Genomic DNA, 18129 nt, shown 5'->3' on the forward strand with positions numbered 1-18129 from the left:
ATTCCACACCTGGGCAGATTCGCGATTACAGGCATATAGTCGTTCGACATCTCGTTTCGAGGCATGGAAACGTACAATTTGAGCTCGAATCATGGAAAACCTACCTTTCCGGAACGTTTGTTCTATATCATCAGTATACCATACATTTGCATCAAAGTGATTAGAACAAACACATGCTCTTCCCAGCGAAAATTTTCGGGAAAGGCGTCATTCATCTCCCACCTGCTTCGCTGAGGAAGGAGACTTCTGACGCAAGTTGTTAAAGAGGCAGCTCCCGCAAGAAAGCACGAATTAAAGACTGAAATGCCGGCTTGGCGCGATTGGCTGTTTCGACAACCTGCTCATGGGTTAATTCCTCCAGTTCCTCGCCAATAGCCATGTCCGTTATACAGGATATACCCAGCACCTTAAGTCCGCAGTGCCGTGCGGCAATGACTTCCCCTACCGTGGACATCCCTATGGCGTCTCCTCCCAGGCGGGCAAGCATCGTTAATTCCGCTGGAGTCATATAGGACGGGCCGCTGATTCCGCAGTAGACTCCTTCCTGCAGCCGTGAAGGAGAGGCGCTCTCTCCCAGCCCCATTTCTTCGCCCAAACGGCGTACCAATTGTCTGTATCCGCGGTCATAGGCCTCCGACATATCGGGGAATCGGGGTCCCCATCCGGAGTCATTCGGGCCAATCAACGGATTCGTTCCGGTCATGTTGATATGATCGCTTATCACCATTAAATCGCCCGGCTTGAACGTCCGGTTCATTCCTCCAGCCGCATTGGTCATCACTAAAGAACGGACTCCAAGAGCTTTCATTACATAGACGGGAAAAACTACTTTCTTCATGGTATAGCCCTCATAATAATGGAGCCTTCCCTGCATAACGATCACCGGCTTGCCTTCCAGCAGCCCCGCCACGAATTGCCCTTCATGGCCTTCCACGGTAGAAACCGGGAAGTGCGGGAGCTGACGGTAAGGGATGCTCACCGCCTCGGTGACTTGTTCCGCGAGGTCTCCGAGTCCCGAACCCAGCACCAGCCCGATCTGCGGGGTTCTTCCCTGCAAAAGATTGCGCAAGCTCTCCGCCGCTTCCCGAACCTCATTCCAATACTGGACTGTCTGCATATTCCCTTCCTCCCTTAATTCAGCTTGGATAGCAAAGTCCGCATCAAATCGATAAATTTGGAACGGACTCTATTGGCTGTGGCGACTACCTCGTCATGCGATAGCGGCTGATCCAGCATTCCCGCCGCCATATTAGTAATGCACGACACCCCGAATACCTCCATGCCGGAATGACGGGCGGCGATTACTTCAGGTACGGTGGACATTCCGGCGGCGTCTCCGCCCAGTTTCCTGAGCATTCTGACCTCTGCAGGAGTTTCATAGGTGGGGCCGGTCATCCCTACATAGACCCCTTCCCTCACTTCCAGCCCCAGTTCAGAAGCGGCTTGTCTTGCCAGCTCCAGCAGCCGGCGGCTGTACCCTTCCGACATGTCGGGGAAACGGGGGCCAAGTCGGCCGTCATTCGGTCCGATCAGCGGGTTTCGGAACATGAAATTGATATGGTCGCGAATAAGCATGAAGTCTCCCACCCGGTAATCAGGGTTGATTCCTCCGGCGGAATTCGTCACCAGTAACGTGCGGACACCGAGTGCTTTCATCACTCTGACCGGGAGCGTAACCGCTTCTCCGTCATACCCCTCATACAGATGAAACCGCCCCTTCATCATAACGAGAGGGCGTCCGTCCAGAGTTCCGACTATAAGCTCACCGGCATGCCCTTCGACCGTAGAAACCGGAAAATGAGGAATATCCCGATAGGGAAGTACGGCGGGCCGTTCTACGGAATCGGCCAGCACCCCGAGCCCCGAGCCGAGAATAAGGCCGACCGACGGGGTAATGGCAATCCGTTGGCGTATCCATTGAGCCGCCTCCTCTATTTTGGCGTATGTGGAGGCTTGTTCTTCATGTGTCATTTGCCTGGCTCCTTTCTCCCATGTTATTAATCCGGTGTAGTGCTTCAGATAAATCCAAGCGGCAGCGTATGCTGCCGTTAGCTACTTTCAAGATTTCGAGGCTATTTCTCCGCTTTATCAAATTAATTGGGACAGAAAGCTGGTTCCGTTCTCTCTCCATTCCACACCGAAGTTATCGGCAATCGTGGCCCCCAAATCGGCAAAGGTCGATCTTATCCCCAATGATACCGGGGATTGCAGTGAAGGACTCCAGACGAGAAGCGGGACGTATTCCCGGGTATGATCGGTCCCGGAATGATAAGGATCATTTCCGTGATCGGCCGTGAGAATCAGTAAATCCTTGCTCCCGATTCCCTGCGTCAAGCCGGGAAGGCTCCGGTCAAATTCCATCAGGGCCTTCGCATAGCCTTCCGGATCGCGTCTATGCCCGTACAAGGAATCGAAGTCGACCAAGTTGGTAAACAGCAGCCCCCGATAAGGGCTTTTGAGTCGGTCCGCCGTCTTCTGGATACCGTCCGCATTGCTTGTTGTGCGGATGGCTTCGGTGACCCCTTCTCCAGAGTAAATATCGTTGATTTTGCCCACAGCAATGCAATCCAGCCCTGCGTCCTTGAGCTTGTTCATGACCGTAGGAGCCGGCGGCTTGACGGCATAATCGTGACGATTGGCCGTACGCGTAAAATTGCCGGACGATCCGACATACGGACGCGCGATGACACGGCCGACGGCGTACTCGTCCCGCAGAGTCAATTCCCGGGCAATCTCGCAGGCCCGGTACAATTCCTCCAGCGGAATTACCTCTTCATGGGCAGCCAGTTGAAATACGCTGTCCGCCGAAGTATAGACGATCCAGGCCCCGGTTCGCATCTGCTCCTCGCCGAGCTCTTGAAGGATTTCCGTTCCGGAGGCCGGTTTGTTGCCGATCACCTTGCGGCCGGTTCTGTTCTCGAATTCCTCTATCAGCTCCGGTGGAAACCCGTCCGGATAAGTTTTGAAAGGAATGGTCACCTTGAGCCCCATCAATTCCCAATGGCCGGTCATCGTGTCTTTGCCGACGGAGACCTCCGCCATTTTTCCGTAATAGGCTGCGGGATCCGGAACGGAAGGAACCTTGGCAAGCGGCGCAATATTGCCAAGCCCCAAGCGCTTCATGTTCGGCAAATCGAAAAAGTCCACCCTCCCGGCAATATGACCGAGGGTATCGGCACCCTCGTCTCCAAAGCGTGCGGCGTCGGGAAGCTCTCCGATCCCTACGCTGTCGAGCACAATCAGACAAATCCGTTCATACTTCATCCCTGTTCTCTCACTCCTTGTCATCGTGAATCGATAGATACCCTACCATTTCGCCCGGGGATGGGTTCGGTCGTACACTTCCTTCATGCGTGTCCGCGAGACATGGGTATAAATCTGGGTCGTCGAAATATCCGCATGACCCAGCATTTCCTGAACGGCCCGCAAATCGGCTCCGTTGTCCAGCAGATGGGTCGCAAAGGAATGACGCAGCGTATGCGGGGTGATCTCCTTCGTTATATTCGCCTCGCGTGCATATTGCTTAATAATTTTCCAGAATCCTTGGCGTGTCATTCCGGTGCCTCTCTGGTTGAGGAACAAGGCGTCCTCCGGCCGGTCCGGCTTAGCAAGCTGCGGCCTGGCCGACTCCAAGTAACGGTTAAGCCACTCGGTGGCGAGACGCCCAACGGGAATAATCCTCTCCTTGGAGCCTTTGCCTATGCAGCGAACGAACCCCATGCCCAGGTTGACGCTCCCCATATCCAACGAAATCAGCTCGCTTACGCGAATACCGGTGGCATAGAGCAATTCCAGCATCGCCTTATCCCGGATGCCGGCCGCCTTGGAGCATTGGGGCGTATCCAGAAGCCTCTCGACTTCTTCCTGTGACAAAATTTTCGGCAGCTTCTTCTCCTGCCGGGGGGAATCCATATTCGCGGAGGGATCCTTCGCGATCATCCGCTCCTGCAGCAGGAACCGGTGGAAGGAGCGAATCGAAACCATCGTTCTGGACACCGTCGAGGCTGCTTTGCCCTGCTTTCGCAAGTGAAGAAGATATCCCTGTACATCCGTCGGCGCCAGGCTGTCTAAGGAATGTACGCCCGATTCCTTCAAATAGTCAATATATTGGCTTAAATCCCGTTCATAGGCTTCCAGCGTGTTGGAGGAGAGCCCCCGTTCCACGGAGAGAAAATAGATATAAGACTGCAAATAAGACTTCATGGATGACTTAAACTCCCTCCCTGAAAATAGTATGAGCTTTTCCCAAGAGGACTACCCTGTCATGACCCATCCTATACCCCTAGCGGGAAAACTAAACGTCGGCCCAAAACGGAAACTGCCGGTCATTAGGACCGCGCCACACTCGACAGGCAGCTTACCGGCCGGATCCCTGTCTGCAGCCGGGTTCCGTCGCTATATCCTTCCTCACGGCCTGCCAATTCCTTAGCCAGCTTCGCACGCCACGCGCTCAGTTCGTCGGCATATTCCGGCCGGCCTGCAAGATTGACAAGCTCCTGGGGGTCTTCGGTTAAATCAAACAACTGCTCCTCTCCGGTTTGCGAATACCAGATGTACTTCCGGCGGCCGTCGGTTAACCAGTGGTTCGACCACTTGCCCGCGGAATGCTCCCCGTGAAGTTGATTGCGCCATTGAACATCCTTGTCGCCCCGCGCTAGCGGAAGGACACTGCTTCCTTCCACCGTATCCGGAATCGGCAGGTCTGCGCAATCCAGCAGCGTCGGCATTATATCCCTCAGCTCGATGACGTCCCTAACCTCGCTTCCCTTACGGAGCCCCAGCAGGTTTCCGGGATCGGCCAGCAGGAACGGCACGTTCGCGCTGCCCTCATAAGGAAGCGATTTTCGGAACAAGTGATGATCTCCCAGCATTTCTCCATGATCGGAAGTAAATAACACAATTGTATTATTCATCACTCCGAATTCAATCATGGTCTGGAAGAAACGGCCCAATTGGGCATCTATATGAGTGATTAGGGCATAGTAAGCGGCTCTTGCCCGCCTTAAGCGTTCCTTGGGAACATTCCCGCGGGAGGTTACCGGGTCCAGCCCGTTCCGTTCCAAATCCTCGGTATCCGCCCAATCTCCACAAGGAGGCTCGGGAAGCGCCAGGTCCTTATACAGGTCTAAATATGACTGAGGCGGGTCGAACGGCGGATGCGGACGTACGAACGACATCTTCAGGAAGAAGGGTTTCCGCGGATCCCTGCGCCTCAGAAAATCTATGGATTGCGTAACGACCCAATTGGTCGGGTGCCATGCCTCCGGCAAGTGCCAAGGTCTGGCCATTGTGGACGAATTGCAATCGAGGCCGAGGTCTGTCAGATCCGCCTCCGTTCCTGCCCGCTGCCTTAACCACGGCAAATAGTCATCGCATGCGTCGAACGATTCCGCTACCGTATTGGCATGGCGATAACGGTTATGATGCAAGTAACCGTCATGCAGAATTACATTATGAAAACCGCACAAATTGCGGGTTGGATAGACATGCATCTTTCCGACACATTGGGTATGATATCCTGCCGCGGCCAATTCGCCGGGCAGCATGCGCTCGTAATCCCAAGGTACCTTATCCTGGTACCCTACCCTTCCATGGGAACGTTGGCTCATGCCCGTTAATACGGCTGCCCGCGCCGGTATGCAGCTTGGCGTTGCCGTGTAGGCCCGGCGGAATAACACTCCGTTCCTTGCCAACTGATCCAGATTAGGGGTTTCCACTACAGGATGATTCAGGACACTCAGGCAATCTCCACGCATTTGATCCACCATGATCAGAAGAATATTCGGTTTCATCGCTTCCATCCCTTCGTCGGCATTTCCAGTCCACCCGGCGGTCTCATCGCTTCTATTAAAGCGTATTCGCCTCACGAACAAATGGCGTTCATGTCACTGGATATGTGCAGGAGGCAAACATTCCATAACGGAGTTCATCAGATTACCCGAATGTCGGCCTATTTGTAAAATTCGCCATTAGCCCGGCGTTTCCTGCTTACCGTATAAGCAGAAAAAACATCCGAAGGGTGCGATACCGCATTTTTCTTCGGATTCTATGCATACAAAAAAGGAACTCTCTCCGCCCAAAAATAGTCTGGAAATCGTCCCCGCTTATGTTATTATTCAATTGTCGGCAATATTTGCCGCCTTCTTTTTATAAACATAATTAACTATTTTATATCGGGACAAGGACGGTGTGATTTACTATGAAAATTCACGTTCTCGGCACCGCCGCGGCGGAAGGATTCCCTAACCCTCATTGCCGCTGTGAGCCTTGCGAAAGAGCCAGAAAACTTGGAGGCCGAAATATGCGATCGCGCAGTTCGGTCATTGTTGATGATATCATCAAGATCGATTATCCGGCAGATTCTCTGTTCCATGCATGGCGGGACCAAATCGATTACGGAAAAATCGAGCATCTGCTGTTTACGCATACCCATTACGACCATTTCTTCCCCGACGATTTGTATAACCGGGTCGAAGGGTATTCTCATGGCTGCGCTTCCCCTCTACATATTTATGGAAATGATGCCGCTATCTCCCAAACTTATAAAGCGGTTCCAGCGCGTTCGGAACGGTATGCCTTTCACCGACTGCTTCCTTTCCAAACGGTTGCCCTGGGCTCCTTCCGCGCAACGGCTTTGCTGGCTGATCACAATCCGCTGGAGACCTGTTATTTGTATTATATCGAAAAAGACGGAAAAGCCCTGCTGCATGGCCATGACACAGGCTGGTTTCCGGAAGAAACCTGGAGCTGGCTGGAGGGCAAAAAAATCAATATGGCTCTCCTGGACTGCACGAACGGACAGCTGACTACAGACAAGCGGGAAAGAAATCATATGAACGTAGAGACTGTGCGGGAAGTGAAGCGCCGTCTTCGGGAGGGCGGCCAAATCGATGACCAATCCCAGTTGTTTGCCACCCACTTCTCCCATAACTGCGGCTTGCTCCATGAGGATTTGGTTCGTATTTTCGCGCCGGACGGGATTCAAGTCGCCTACGACGGCATGGTTGTCCAAATCTGATCCGACTTACGCTACTGGCCATACCAATAGAACATTCTGAGCCTGTCGATCATCCCGTCAGGCTCTTCGGCCAGCCTGCCGGGTTGGAACACTTTCACGGCCCTGCCTCCCGGCTCTTTGTACCGGTCGGCGGGCTGAATCCATTCGGAAATGACCGCCAGCAACAGATACATCAAATAAGTAAGGACGATAAATGTAATAAGAAACTTAAATCTCTGCACCCATTTCCGGACAGACAAGATCATGACCATTCCTCCATCCCTTCCTGTTATGGATAAAGTATGATCTTGTCCGTCTATGTATGCCTGGGGCTACAGCAATTCGGACAGTTTCCGGTAAGAGAGTGCCACTGCTTCGGCAACCGCCGGATGCGTGACCGCTCCTCCATATGTATTGACCCCAAGAGCAAGCGCCGGATTAACCTGCACAGCTTCCTTCAATCCTTTGCCCGCCAATAGCTGGGCGTAGGGAAGAGTAACGTTGGTTAATGCCAATGTAGAGGTGCGGGGTACGGCCCCAGGAATGTTGGGCACCGCATAGTGAACAACACCGTGCTTCAAATAGGTTGGCTCGCTGTGGGTGGTTGCATGGTCAATGGTTGCGATCGTTCCTCCCTGATCGATGGCGACATCCACAATGACGGCTCCCGGCTTCATCGTCCGAACCATCTCCTCCGTTACCAGCTTCGGCGCCTTCGCCCCCGGAATCAGCACGGCCCCGATCAGCAAATCGGCATGCCGGACGGCCTCCGCGATATTGTACGAATTCGACATAAGCGTATGCAGCCGCCCCCCGAATACATCATCCAAATAACGCATTCTATCCGGGCTGTTCTCCAGAACCGTTACGTTGGCCCCCATACCGACGGCGATCTTGGCGGCATTCGTCCCGACAACACCGCCTCCAAGAATGATGACATCCGCCGGAGGCACCCCAGGAACCCCTCCCAGCAATATTCCCCTTCCCCCATGGAATTTCTCCAGAAACCGTGCCCCCAGCTGCACTGCCATCCGGCCGGCAACCTCGCTCATCGGCGTCAATAAAGGCAGGCTTCCGTTAGGCATTTGGATCGTCTCATAGGCAATGGCAGTTACTCCGCTATCCGTCAGATGATTAGCCAGTTCCCCGGCGGCCGCTAAATGAAGATAAGTGAACAGGATCAACCCGCTGCGAAAATAACAATATTCGGAGGGAAGCGGCTCTTTGACTTTCATAATCATTTCGGAGCGGCCCCATACTTCAGCCGCATCCTTCCCTATGGAGGCACCGGCCTGAATATATTCCTCATCCATGAACCCGCTGCCGCTGCCCGCGCCCCTCTCGATGAGCACCTGATGTCCTTGCCCGGCAAGCACTGAGGCTCCTGCAGGCGTCAATGCGACCCTATACTCGTTATCTTTAATTTCTTTGGGAACACCTATGATCATTCAAATAAGCTCCTTTCCATCGATTCGATAATCCTTGTTCTATTCTTTCCGGAGAAGCCGTTCTACCATCCGTCCCTCCGAACAGCAACAAAAAAAGCTTCTATGAGAAGCCTTTACTTAGATGTTAATATCCGTTGTAACACTTCGTAAGTAGAGTAAGGCCACAGAAGCTGATTCCGGGTACTAGTCAGGGCCCGGCTATTTATGCCCATCGCATTTTTTTCAACTCAATGCTTTAAATTGTCCACATGTGGTAAAAAAAAGCTTCTAACGGAGCCTCTTCGAAGACGAATAACCCGGTTTTAGAGGTAACTTTTTATGCCAATTAGAAAGTTGTTCCATTTTAATGCTTTAATAAACTTAAAACTTTCTAATGTGGTAAAAAAACACTCCTACAGCACATTCAGGCTTAAGAGTGTTTAATTCTACTTTTAACCGGGGCAGCGGCTTGTTCCTTCTCCTTACCGATACACCGATGGCAGATTCCTTGGAAGTCGAGACGATGATCCAACACCTTAAACGAAAATTCCTTCTCGAGTCTTTCTTCCAGCGGTCCCAGCCAATCCTCCATGATCTCATCCACCGCGCCGCATTGAACACATATTAAATGATGATGATGGTGGTGCGAGCTGTCGTTACGCAAATCATAACGGGCTACACCGTCACCGAAGTTCATTTTCTCCAAGACATGAAGCTCGCTTAACAATTCCAATGTCCGATATACCGTAGCCAAACCGATATCCGGATATTTATCCTTGACCAGCATGAACACATCTTCGGCGCTCAGATGATCTTCTTCATTCTCCAACAAAACGCGAACGGTCGCTTCTCGCTGGGGAGTTAATTTATAACCTTGAGATTGAAGCTGCTGTTTAATCTTCTCGATCCGCGTTTCCATTCTCCTCCCCCTTACCAAACTGCCAGCAGTCGAAAGGCATACCGACATTTATTTTCATTATAGGGGGATTATAACGATAAAGTCAAACCTTTTGCACGGACGAGCAGCCTACAGGAGAGAGACCGGCATTTCGGGCAATCCTGCCAGGGCCAGGAGATACGGAGTAACCCACTTCATAATGACCGGGCTGACATACGCCTCGAACAAGGAGACAACGACCACAATCAGGGCCAAGGTCAGAATGGTCGTCGAATATTTTACAAATATAGGATATATGCTGCCCGAGCGCTGGATGAACCGGTTTTTGACCAGATGAATCGAGAAGCTGATCGCCGCTACACTGGCTGTCAGAATGACGGGGATAAGCACCAAGTTCTGAGGCGCGATGGAAGCTAGAGCGAACAGCATCCCTTTCCACGAAAATTGGCCGACCATAAAACCGACGCTGAAGCCGATCAGCACCCCTTTAATAAAATCGAGGGCGAAAATAAGCGGCAGCCCGATGACGGACAAACCGAATATCCAGATAATGCCTACCCATTTCAAATTAAGCGACAGGGCCTGCAGGAAAGAATGCTTGCCGCTGAAATCGCCTTCCGCCCCTTGGTCAATTGTATGGAAGAAATGTCCCAAATGCCGCGCGATTTCCTGCTTCTGCTCCAGCGTCAAAGCTTGGACCAAGACGGCCCCGAACACCACTCCGGTAACAAATAACATAGCAACGAAGACATATAACGATAACTGATCCTTCGAATACATGCGCAAATCCTTCGGCATGCGGCTTCCTCCTCTTGTCCCATTAATTCACCTTATGAGACAAGATAGAAGATTATTCTATGTTTTCGAAGGAGAGGGTTGAAGATTGCTAGGATCGGACAACCTTCCCGTAATGGCCCCCGCCTCCTACCTCCACAGGCAGAACCCCTTCTCTGGCCTGCATAATGTAACGGGCTATTTCCCCGCCAACGACTGCTTCCAGCGATTCCTCCGTAGCCTGATGAAGGATATTCATCTCCGATCCGAACCGGTTCAGGAGCTGATTCAGCTTGGACGGACCGAGTCCGGGAATGAATTCCAGAGGGACCTGGAAGAAATAAGGCGGTCTGGTGCCGACTTCAGGCGCTCTTTCGCGGTCCGAGATTTCCATGATCCGATCCAGAACCCCGCGCACAATTTTACGGCTGCCGCAGCAGGTGCAGCGGTCTACCGCGGAATCCTGATCATCGAGGATGGTATCGCACTGCGAACAGAAGGTTCGATGATATTTCCCCAGCCGCGGGTTCAATCCGTAATTTGCGGTGATGGCTCTTCCTTCGCAGCCGGATAATGCCCGCACCAATTCCTCGAAGGAAGGCTCTTTCATCGCCATTTGGTTATATTCACGGCCAATTTTCCCTAAGGAGTGGGCGTCGGAATTCGTAACGAAGGACAAGGAATCCAGTTCGGAAATCGTGCCGGCCATCTCCGTATCCGAGCTTAATCCAAGCTCTACCGCGGCCAGCGATTCCAGATCCAGCAGATCGGAAATGCGGGAGGAGCAGCTTCCATACACACTCTTGTGCGGAGTGAAAATATGGGCGGGGATGACGATGCCGCCGCGTGCCGTTACTTCCTGCTGCAGCACCCGGGCGGGAACATAGATGCGCTGGGAGCTGAGCTCCACATTCTTCATATGGAGGCGCAGCCATTCTGTAAACCGGCGCATATGGTCCAAGGTAGGCAGATAAACGAGCAGATGGGCAGGCCCCATCCCCGGATCGCGCACTTCGATTTCGCTACCCAGAATGACGGTCGTGTCGTGATAGCGGATGCCGCCCCCGGGCAGCTCCGTCATTTCCCCTTTATCCAAATAGAAATCAATTTCTTCCTGTACGGAAGGCGATTGACAATCTATGATGCCGATCATCTCTATTCCCTTGCGTTCGGCCGCTTCCTTGGCAATGTTGTAAAAAGTAAGATTGCGGGCAGCGCTGATCTTGACCGGGCTGCCCTTCTCAGTCCGGCCTATATGAATGTGCAAATCGACGTAATACCGGTTCATAGAAAGTCTCCCGTCAGCCGGTAAATCTGCCACGCATAGACGGCGGCTATCGTCTTGGCATCGCTTATACGGCCCTCGGCTATATATTGCTTGGCCTGTTCAAAGGTGAGGGCCGTGCAATCGAGAAATTCGTCCTCATCAAGGTTCGCCTGCCCGGGTGTTAGCTGCTCCGCGAAGAACAAATGCAGGAGCTCGTCCGCGAAACCAGGCGAAGTATAGAAGGAGCTGATAGGCCGCATTGAACCGCAGCGATAGCCGGTCTCCTCCTCCAATTCACGCTTCGCCGCTTCGCTCGGCTCTTCGCCGGGGTCCAGCTTCCCTGCCGGAATTTCCACCTGACTTCTGCCGAGAGGCTTGCGATACTGCTCGACAACCAGCATTTTATCGTCTACCAAGGCCAGCACACAGACCGCCCCCGGATGGCGGACAATTTCCCTTGTCGCCGTTTCCCCGTTCGGCAGCCTCACCCGGTCCACCTGCAGGGAAATGACCTTTCCGTCAAAAATTTTCTCGGTTTCCAGTGTCACTTCAGCGTATTTATCATTAGCATTTGTCATGGTTTCCTTCTCCCTAAAAATAGATTTGATGCTAAAGTTCCTCCGGAGTGAATCATGGTCATCCGCCGACAATATCGCGAATAACTTGTCCCGGAGATCCATATCTTTTAATTATAACATGATCTTAGCAGGAAAGAGGGGCTTCCATGAAAAGTTATAGAGCTGCTAACCAGTTCAGATTGGTCGGAAAAGCCTGGGAAATCCGCCATTATTTAAACCGGATAAGCCACAACGGAGGACAAATGGAGGTAGCCGAATGGCTGGCCGGCCCTAGCCGCCATTCGGCAAACGGTAATGCGGGTATCTCCACAGACGCCAGCCGGTTTCGGCAGCGGCGGCCACGGCAAGGAAGAAGGCACGGTCTTCATTCCATCCCCTGCCCATCGTCCGAATAGGCTCCGGATAAGAGCGAATCGCTTCCGCGACTTGTTCGGAGCTGTTCCCGCCGACCCAAATCAAGTCATGCTTTCGGGCGCATCCTGATTCTTCGGCTTGCCGCACGATTTGCTCCTTCTCCCACGGCTGCAAATCATCCGGCAATGGCAGGATGGCCCGATGCGAGGCTACCTTGGCCAAAGTCGTCAGCACATGATGACTCAGTCCCCGATGGCGTACCCGTTCATCGGCAAAGCTGACCCTCGGAATAACGATCGGCCGGCCCCCGAGCGCTGCTGCTGCGTTAACAATCTCCCCAGCCTCTATTCCGCTGAAGCCATAGACCGTACCCGTTCCGGCTATGCCGGGTCCCATCGTGACAATGATCAGATCGGCCCTCAGAACATGTTTGGCCGCCAGGAGCGCCGTATATTTATTAACCGCTTCCAGATCTCCTCCGACTGCATGGCCATATGTAACGGTTCCAGCCAGGAATCCGCACTCGCCGAGGATGGAAGCATGCCTGCTGAAGGCCAGCGGAAGAGCTCCCCCATCGGTCATGACATAGACAATTCGCGGCATCCGTTCGGTGCATTCGGCCGCTGCCAATGTCCGGAGCCAGCAGACCGCAACGGGGAGCATGCTGTGAAGCTCTCCTATCAATACCGGAGTCCCTTCCAGGCTTCGCTCCTCCGTAAATAATGAATGATGCTCGCTATCAGGCTCCTCGACGGATTTCACGACAGTCTGAACGGGAGTATAACGCCATTTCATGATATGTCCGTGCTGCTGCCTATCAATCTTAGTATCTGAAGCGGATTCCGCTCTATTCGAGTTCAGCGGGATTACTCCCGTTTCCGCACAAATTAAGGCTTCCGCTGCACCTGAGGTTTTCGCGGCTTTGACAGCTTCAGCAGCCCACTCGTCGCAGGCTTCGATCCGCAGCGAAGCCCCGCGCCCCCAGATCGCCTCTTCGTCCTCCACACATCGGATAGGAATTTTGCTAGTCCGGATATCCTCTGTCGGACGCTTCAGCTGACCTTTGCGGAGCACGGCAGCCACGAAATCGATGCCTCCGGAGCCAAGCCCCAGGCCGATCGCTGTGCGGTTAAGCAGTACGGTATCTCCCGGGGCCGCCGCAGGGTACAGCTCCATATAGACGACGGCCTTGGTCAGAGTCCGCGGACCCGACAGCCGAACCCACACCTCCTGATAGCCGTTCCGTCGTTCCCGCTCTTTGACCACCGTCCCCCATTCCCACTCGACCATCCCCATCCCCCCACATGGCTTCTACCGTATATGTATGTCGTTAATGCTGTCCGCATAACGCCATTGGGGAAGATCGTGCCGCACTGCCGCTTGCATCTATATTTTCCTCTATCTTACATTCGGTGAAAGAAGCTGCTGCAGTCTTCTGTGCCGCCTCACCATGAAATGAACCACCCAGACGACTCCGGAGACGAACAGCATGTCGAAGCATACGTTAAACAAAAACAAATGTTTCGCCAAGTCCGCTTCCCCGTCGCCAATGACCGGCACAATAAACTGGATGACGCCAATTAAGGCAATGGTCATCAGCAGCTCCATATACATTCTTGCAGCCGGCCGTTTCGTTTCCAAATACGACTTGACCCAAACCAGAATAAAGGCGCCATAGAAGGCGATAAGAAACCACAGCTGATTGGGAAGCAGATGTTCCTTGAATTTGCTCCACAAAGTATAGGTATGGGACAATGCGCCCGGAGCCTTGTGCTCGCTAAGCTCATAATTGCCCAAATAGGAAGGTTTAATGGCAAATGCCTGGGTCGCGGTAATCTTCAGCTTTTCCCAATAACGGACCGGATGTTTCAGATAGAACAAAGCAATTTTGGAATGTCCTATCTTCTCATCCAACTCTTGTTCAAACTCGGGAGATTTAATATTAATAGGCAAATCGGGAATAAAATAGTTCGTCCCCGCCAGGACGGCCCATTCCGGATTCAGCCCGAGCTCCTCCAAATCCTTATGCGGATTTGGAGAATCCTTCAATATTCCGTAGAAAACGGTTTGGTACTTATTAATGATCTTGATGCTGCTGCCGTGCGATAGGAATACGATGGCCGAGGTAAGGATAATGAGCACAGAACCGACCATCGCCGTATACTTCCATTTCCTTCCTTCCCCCCATTTCCACAAGCGGAGACTCAGCAGAAACAGTACGATCCCGATCGGCGCATTCTGGACCTTCGCGCTGATCGCGAAAACGGCAGAGACGTAAAAGCCCGCCAGCAAACCGATCGAGGGACGTTCACGCAAGGTTAGCGCGGCGCCGAAGGCAAACGTCAGCAGAAGGAACAGCATCGATACCGGCTCTCCGAATAAGGAATTGAAATAAGCGGCATATGCCCCGTCTGCAAAAACAAGCACGAGCAGGACAGCGAGAACCCAACGGGGCCAGGCCGAGATCGCCCGATGTTCTTTAACAATCCGGTAAAGAGCAGCCATCAGGATCAGGCTGTACAGTCCGGAGAGCACCCGAATATCATACCAATCCGCCTGAAACCATTGTTGGACCCAAGCGGTCAGCTTGACCAGAAGCGCTTGGGAGGACAAATAACCGCCCACAGCGGTTAACGCGTCGTCGACAAAGGCATATTTGCTGAAAAAATAGGAAAAGTATTTATCCGCCTGCTCCACAGGCATATAAGCCAACCCCGCCGAATTCATAATTCTCTCGAAATCCCCGTTGTTCGCCATTCCGACCAGCGGCTTTACCATTAGCAAATAGGCCAAAATCAGAGCAGTAAAAACAACAACCAGCCATTCCGGTTTCCACAGCTTAAGCTTCATACCCGTCTCCTTCTAAATCGTGAAAAATATTTCGAATTATTTCTATCTTACCCCGGATAGAAGAGTTCAAAACCTGCAGTCCCCGGCAATTTCAGCCCCTCTCTCAACAAAGAAAGCTCCTATGTGAAAAATAAAAACTCTTGAACCATTCGGGTCCAAGAGTTAAGAAGTTGAAATCTATTTAATTAGGTTGGCGGGCAATTAATTCTCCGTCATGCTTGATTAAGAGCGCATCGTTTCCTGCACAATGGCTACTACCAGCTCAGCGGTGGCCGCCAGTTCGCGCACCGGCATTTGCTCGGAGGTGGTGTGGATATGCTCATAGCCTACGGCCAGATTGACGGTAGGGATTCCCATGCCGTTAAAAATGTTGGCGTCACTGCCCCCGCCGGTATGGAACGTTGCCGGAGTCCGGCCAATCGCCTTCGCCGCCCTCATGGCCAAGCTGACTACCGGGGTATTCTCATCATATTTAAAAGAGGGGTAAATCAGCTCGCTGTGAAACTCCACCTTGGCGCCCATTTCTTCGGCTGCGGCATAGCAGGAGCTGCGCATCGCTTCCACCTGCCGCTCCAGCTTCTCTTGAACGAGACTGCGCGCCTCCGCCTCCAGCTTCACTTGATCGCACACAATGTTCGTCTGTCCGCTGCCCATGAAGCTGCCGATATTGGCTGTCGTTTCAGAATCTATCCGGCCCAGGGGCATCTTGGAAACGGCCCGGCTGGCTACGGTAATCGCACTGATTCCATCCTCGGGATTGACCCCGGCATGAGCGGATTTCCCTTCGAATGTGATCGAAATCTTGGCTTGCGACGGCGCGGCGACCGCAATTTGACCCACTTCACCGTTGGAGTCGAGCGCATAGCCGAACTCAGCCTCCATCAGCTTCGGATCCATGGCGCGGGCACCGTTCAGCCCGGATTCCTCGCCGACGGTAATGACGAACTGGATGCGTCCGTGAGCGATCTTCTGCTCCTGAAGCACACGAATCGCTTCCAGCATGGCGGCAATTCCGGCTTTATCGTCACTGCCGAGAATCGTCGTTCCATCGCTGCGGATGTAGCCGTCTTCGTCCAGCCTCGGCTTAATATCATTTCCCGGAACGACGGTATCCATATGCGAGGTGAAGAAGATGACGGGAGCTTGTTCTCCTCCCTCCGTAGCTTCCAGAGTACAGATCAGATTCCCGGCCCCATGCCCGGAACGCGACGCCGAATCATCCTCCAGCACATGCAGTCCCAGGGCTGAAAATTTCTGCTTCAGTACCCGGCATATTTCCTGCTCATGGCCGGATTCGCTGTTTACCTGAACGAGCTCCATAAATTCTTCGATCAATCGGTTTTGTTGAATCATCGACTTTCCTCCATCCGGATTAGTAGGGTACAATAAGGAGTGAAGCTTTAAGAGGCTTGTCCTTCCGGCTTCCTCATGATCCGATACATAATTTTCCTAACAAATAGAGGAGTGACTTTCCTATGAAAAAGAACAAATTGTGGTTCCGCATCGTCATTTACATCATGCTTGCCAGCATGCTGCTCTCCACACTGCTGTTCAGCTTCGCGTTTATATTCCAGTAAGGCCTGACAGCCTTGCTTGGTACCTTACGCTCTAGTAAATATTCGTGTCGGCATTGTAGCCTTCCAGATTTTCCCTTACCCTTTGCAGGAATCGGCCGCAGATGACCCCGTCCAGAATCCGGTGATCCAGGGAGAGACACAGATTAACCATGGAGCGGACAGCGATCATGTCCTGAATGACAACCGGCTTCTTGACGATCGATTCGAAGGTAAGGATAGCCGCCTGCGGGTAATTGATAATCGGATAGGATAGGATCGACCCGAAGGAACCGGTGTTGTTAACTGTGAAGGTTCCCCCCTGCATATCATCTAGCCCAAGCTTGCCTGCCCGCGCCTTTTTCGTCAATTGGTCGATTTCCCGCGCCAAGCCGGCTATATTTTTTTGGTCCGCATTTTTGATGACCGGTGTGACCACCATGTCCTCCGTACCTACAGCCAAGGAAAGATTGATATCTTTCTTGACAATAATTTTGTCGACGCCCCAGACAGAATTCATAATCGGATAATCGCGGATGGCACTGACGACCGCCTTCAGTAAAAAGGCCAGATAGGTCAGGTTGATGCCTTCTTTCCGCCGGAATTCTTCCTTCCACTTGTTGCGGAGCACGACCAGATTGGTGACATCCACCTCAATCATCGTCCAGGCATGCGGAATTTCCGATACGCTCTGCCGGGTCCGGCTGGCAATAGTATGCCGAATGGGAGTCACGTCGATATAGTGATCCCCTGTACCCGCCTGCTGGGGATCCTCCAGCTTCACCCAGGAGATCGGCGGATCCTGGGACAGATGCAGCCCGGTGGTGCGCACCGGAACCTGGGGAGCCGGCGGATTCACCGCATCTGCCTTCGATTTGGCTTGGGCTCCCGGCAGCGGCGCCTCTTCCCGCTTGCTCGCATAGGCCAGAACGTCCTTCCGTGTAATCCGGCCGCCCAGCCCGGTACCCTCCACCTCATCCAAATTAATGTTATTCTCCGCCGCTATTTTCAATACGGCAGGCGAATAACGGGAACGCAGCCCGGACTCGGCCTCTTCAGGCTTAACCCGCTCTCCGCTTGATACGGACGGTTTGCTGTCTGCCGACTCCATCTCTGCATCCTTCTCCAGACGAACGATACAGAGCACATCCCCGACATCCGCGGTTTCCCCTTCCTTCACCCGAATTTCGGTTATCGTTCCTTCAACGGTCGACGGCATCTCCACGTTTACTTTTTCGGTCATCAATTCGCATAACACTTCGTATTGCTGAATATAATCTCCAGGCTGCTTGAGCCATTTGCTAACTGTAGCCGATACGAGCGTTTCGGCCAGGTGGGGAACGGTGACTTCAACTTCCCGCCCTTTGGTTTGATTCATTCATTCATCCTCCTAAGGATCCTTTCTCTCCGGATTTCATCTTCATATTTCGC

General features: G+C 52.8%; 17 protein-coding genes and 1 pseudogene. 3 read left to right on the forward strand and 15 right to left on the reverse strand.

Annotation, left to right across the window (positions count from 1 at the left end; genetic code table 11):
• Positions 1-259 precede the first annotated feature (259 nt).
• The 5 genes from ACTHRH_RS02935 to ACTHRH_RS02955 all read right to left on the reverse strand — a co-directional run bounded on the left by ACTHRH_RS02935 (position 260) and on the right by ACTHRH_RS02955 (position 5792).
• Entirely contained in the window at positions 260-1117 is an 858-nt protein-coding gene (locus ACTHRH_RS02935) for a purine-nucleoside phosphorylase (RefSeq protein ID WP_144935550.1), read from the reverse strand.
• A 14-nt stretch (positions 1118-1131) separates the two neighbouring features.
• Positions 1132-1971, reverse strand: a complete 840-nt coding sequence (locus tag ACTHRH_RS02940; RefSeq protein ID WP_144935553.1) for a purine-nucleoside phosphorylase — start codon at positions 1969-1971, stop codon at positions 1132-1134.
• 117 nt (positions 1972-2088) lie between these two features.
• Positions 2089-3264, reverse strand: coding sequence for a phosphopentomutase (deoB, locus tag ACTHRH_RS02945; protein ID WP_144935556.1), 1176 nt, complete (start codon positions 3262-3264; stop codon positions 2089-2091).
• Between the two features lie 42 nt (positions 3265-3306).
• A complete protein-coding gene (gene xerD / locus ACTHRH_RS02950) occupies positions 3307-4203 on the reverse strand; it encodes a site-specific tyrosine recombinase XerD (RefSeq protein WP_144935559.1) in 897 nt (298 codons plus the stop codon).
• A gap of 125 nt (positions 4204-4328) precedes the next feature.
• Positions 4329-5792 (reverse strand): arylsulfatase, encoded by a 1464-nt coding sequence (locus ACTHRH_RS02955; protein ID WP_440414024.1) that lies wholly within the window; start codon positions 5790-5792, stop codon positions 4329-4331.
• Between the two features lie 509 nt (positions 5793-6301).
• On the opposite strand from ACTHRH_RS02955, the gene ACTHRH_RS02960 reads away from it, so the two are divergent.
• Positions 6302-7018: an MBL fold metallo-hydrolase gene (locus ACTHRH_RS02960; protein WP_440414026.1), complete on the forward strand. Its 717-nt coding sequence runs from the start codon at positions 6302-6304 to the stop codon at positions 7016-7018.
• A gap of 11 nt (positions 7019-7029) precedes the next feature.
• Here the strand turns inward: ACTHRH_RS02960 and ACTHRH_RS02965 are convergent, their stop codons facing one another.
• From ACTHRH_RS02965 to ACTHRH_RS02990, 6 genes are all read right to left on the reverse strand, one after another.
• The gene (locus ACTHRH_RS02965) at positions 7030-7263 is read right to left on the reverse strand and encodes a DUF4227 family protein (protein ID WP_440414028.1); all 234 of its coding nucleotides are present in this window, start codon (positions 7261-7263) and stop codon (positions 7030-7032) included.
• A 66-nt stretch (positions 7264-7329) separates the two neighbouring features.
• Entirely contained in the window at positions 7330-8445 is a 1116-nt protein-coding gene (gene ald / locus ACTHRH_RS02970; protein WP_440414030.1) for an alanine dehydrogenase, read from the reverse strand.
• Between the two features lie 409 nt (positions 8446-8854).
• Positions 8855-9343 carry a ferric iron uptake transcriptional regulator gene (gene fur, locus ACTHRH_RS02975; protein ID WP_144935574.1) on the reverse strand — a complete coding sequence of 163 codons (489 nt, stop codon included), beginning with the start codon at positions 9341-9343 and terminating at the stop codon, positions 8855-8857.
• 108 nt (positions 9344-9451) lie between these two features.
• A complete protein-coding gene (gene spoIIM, locus ACTHRH_RS02980) occupies positions 9452-10120 on the reverse strand; it encodes a stage II sporulation protein M (protein ID WP_144935577.1) in 669 nt (222 codons plus the stop codon).
• Between the two features lie 88 nt (positions 10121-10208).
• Positions 10209-11384 carry an endonuclease Q family protein gene (locus ACTHRH_RS02985; RefSeq protein WP_440414033.1) on the reverse strand — a complete coding sequence of 392 codons (1176 nt, stop codon included), beginning with the start codon at positions 11382-11384 and terminating at the stop codon, positions 10209-10211.
• Positions 11381-11941, reverse strand: a complete 561-nt coding sequence (locus ACTHRH_RS02990) for an NUDIX hydrolase (RefSeq protein ID WP_144935583.1) — start codon at positions 11939-11941, stop codon at positions 11381-11383. Before ACTHRH_RS02990 ends, ACTHRH_RS02985 begins: the two co-directional genes overlap by 4 nt.
• 146 nt (positions 11942-12087) lie before the next feature.
• On the opposite strand from ACTHRH_RS02990, the pseudogene mciZ reads away from it, so the two are divergent.
• A pseudogene (gene mciZ / locus ACTHRH_RS02995) lies at positions 12088-12153 on the forward strand (Z-ring formation inhibitor MciZ); the annotation flags it as partial.
• A gap of 58 nt (positions 12154-12211) precedes the next feature.
• On the opposite strand, the gene ACTHRH_RS03000 reads toward mciZ, so the two are convergent.
• The 3 genes from ACTHRH_RS03000 to ACTHRH_RS03010 form a co-directional block, all read right to left on the reverse strand.
• The gene (locus ACTHRH_RS03000; RefSeq protein WP_440414035.1) at positions 12212-13585 is read right to left on the reverse strand and encodes a DUF3866 family protein; all 1374 of its coding nucleotides are present in this window, start codon (positions 13583-13585) and stop codon (positions 12212-12214) included.
• 108 nt (positions 13586-13693) lie between these two features.
• Positions 13694-15145 (reverse strand): glycan biosynthesis hexose transferase WsfD, encoded by a 1452-nt coding sequence (gene wsfD, locus ACTHRH_RS03005; RefSeq protein ID WP_144935592.1) that lies wholly within the window; start codon positions 15143-15145, stop codon positions 13694-13696.
• Positions 15146-15367: 222 nt separating this feature from the next.
• Complete coding sequence (locus ACTHRH_RS03010; protein ID WP_144935595.1) at positions 15368-16498, reverse strand: M20/M25/M40 family metallo-hydrolase; 1131 nt, start codon at positions 16496-16498, stop codon at positions 15368-15370.
• A gap of 122 nt (positions 16499-16620) precedes the next feature.
• Here ACTHRH_RS03010 and prli42 point away from each other — a divergent pair, with 122 nt between their 5' ends.
• A complete protein-coding gene (gene prli42, locus ACTHRH_RS03015) occupies positions 16621-16722 on the forward strand; it encodes a stressosome-associated protein Prli42 (RefSeq protein ID WP_150960518.1) in 102 nt (33 codons plus the stop codon).
• Positions 16723-16753: 31 nt separating this feature from the next.
• On the opposite strand, the gene ACTHRH_RS03020 is transcribed toward prli42, so the two are convergent.
• The gene (locus ACTHRH_RS03020) at positions 16754-18076 is read right to left on the reverse strand and encodes a dihydrolipoamide acetyltransferase family protein (protein WP_144935598.1); all 1323 of its coding nucleotides are present in this window, start codon (positions 18074-18076) and stop codon (positions 16754-16756) included.
• Positions 18077-18129 lie beyond the last annotated feature (53 nt).

This window comes from Paenibacillus sp. SAFN-117, from assembly GCF_051966115.1.
GTDB classification, from domain to species: domain Bacteria; phylum Bacillota; class Bacilli; order Paenibacillales; family NBRC-103111; genus Paenibacillus_L; species Paenibacillus_L residui.

Coding starts and splice junctions, on each gene's coding strand:
- ACTHRH_RS02935 (WP_144935550.1), bottom strand. CDS start 1,117: ATGCAGACAGTCCAGTATTGGAATGAGGTTCGGGAAGCGGCGGAGAGC.
- ACTHRH_RS02940 (WP_144935553.1), bottom strand. CDS start 1,971: ATGACACATGAAGAACAAGCCTCCACATACGCCAAAATAGAGGAGGCG.
- deoB (WP_144935556.1), bottom strand. CDS start 3,264: ATGAAGTATGAACGGATTTGTCTGATTGTGCTCGACAGCGTAGGGATC.
- xerD (WP_144935559.1), bottom strand. CDS start 4,203: ATGAAGTCTTATTTGCAGTCTTATATCTATTTTCTCTCCGTGGAACGG.
- ACTHRH_RS02955 (WP_440414024.1), bottom strand. CDS start 5,792: ATGAAACCGAATATTCTTCTGATCATGGTGGATCAAATGCGTGGAGAT.
- ACTHRH_RS02960 (WP_440414026.1), top strand. CDS start 6,302: ATGCGATCGCGCAGTTCGGTCATTGTTGATGATATCATCAAGATCGAT.
- ACTHRH_RS02965 (WP_440414028.1), bottom strand. CDS start 7,263: ATGATCTTGTCTGTCCGGAAATGGGTGCAGAGATTTAAGTTTCTTATT.
- ald (WP_440414030.1), bottom strand. CDS start 8,445: ATGATCATAGGTGTTCCCAAAGAAATTAAAGATAACGAGTATAGGGTC.
- fur (WP_144935574.1), bottom strand. CDS start 9,343: ATGGAAACGCGGATCGAGAAGATTAAACAGCAGCTTCAATCTCAAGGT.
- spoIIM (WP_144935577.1), bottom strand. CDS start 10,120: ATGCCGAAGGATTTGCGCATGTATTCGAAGGATCAGTTATCGTTATAT.
- ACTHRH_RS02985 (WP_440414033.1), bottom strand. CDS start 11,384: ATGAACCGGTATTACGTCGATTTGCACATTCATATAGGCCGGACTGAG.
- ACTHRH_RS02990 (WP_144935583.1), bottom strand. CDS start 11,941: ATGACAAATGCTAATGATAAATACGCTGAAGTGACACTGGAAACCGAG.
- ACTHRH_RS03000 (WP_440414035.1), bottom strand. CDS start 13,585: ATGGTCGAGTGGGAATGGGGGACGGTGGTCAAAGAGCGGGAACGACGG.
- wsfD (WP_144935592.1), bottom strand. CDS start 15,145: ATGAAGCTTAAGCTGTGGAAACCGGAATGGCTGGTTGTTGTTTTTACT.
- ACTHRH_RS03010 (WP_144935595.1), bottom strand. CDS start 16,498: ATGATTCAACAAAACCGATTGATCGAAGAATTTATGGAGCTCGTTCAG.
- prli42 (WP_150960518.1), top strand. CDS start 16,621: ATGAAAAAGAACAAATTGTGGTTCCGCATCGTCATTTACATCATGCTT.
- ACTHRH_RS03020 (WP_144935598.1), bottom strand. CDS start 18,076: ATGAATCAAACCAAAGGGCGGGAAGTTGAAGTCACCGTTCCCCACCTG.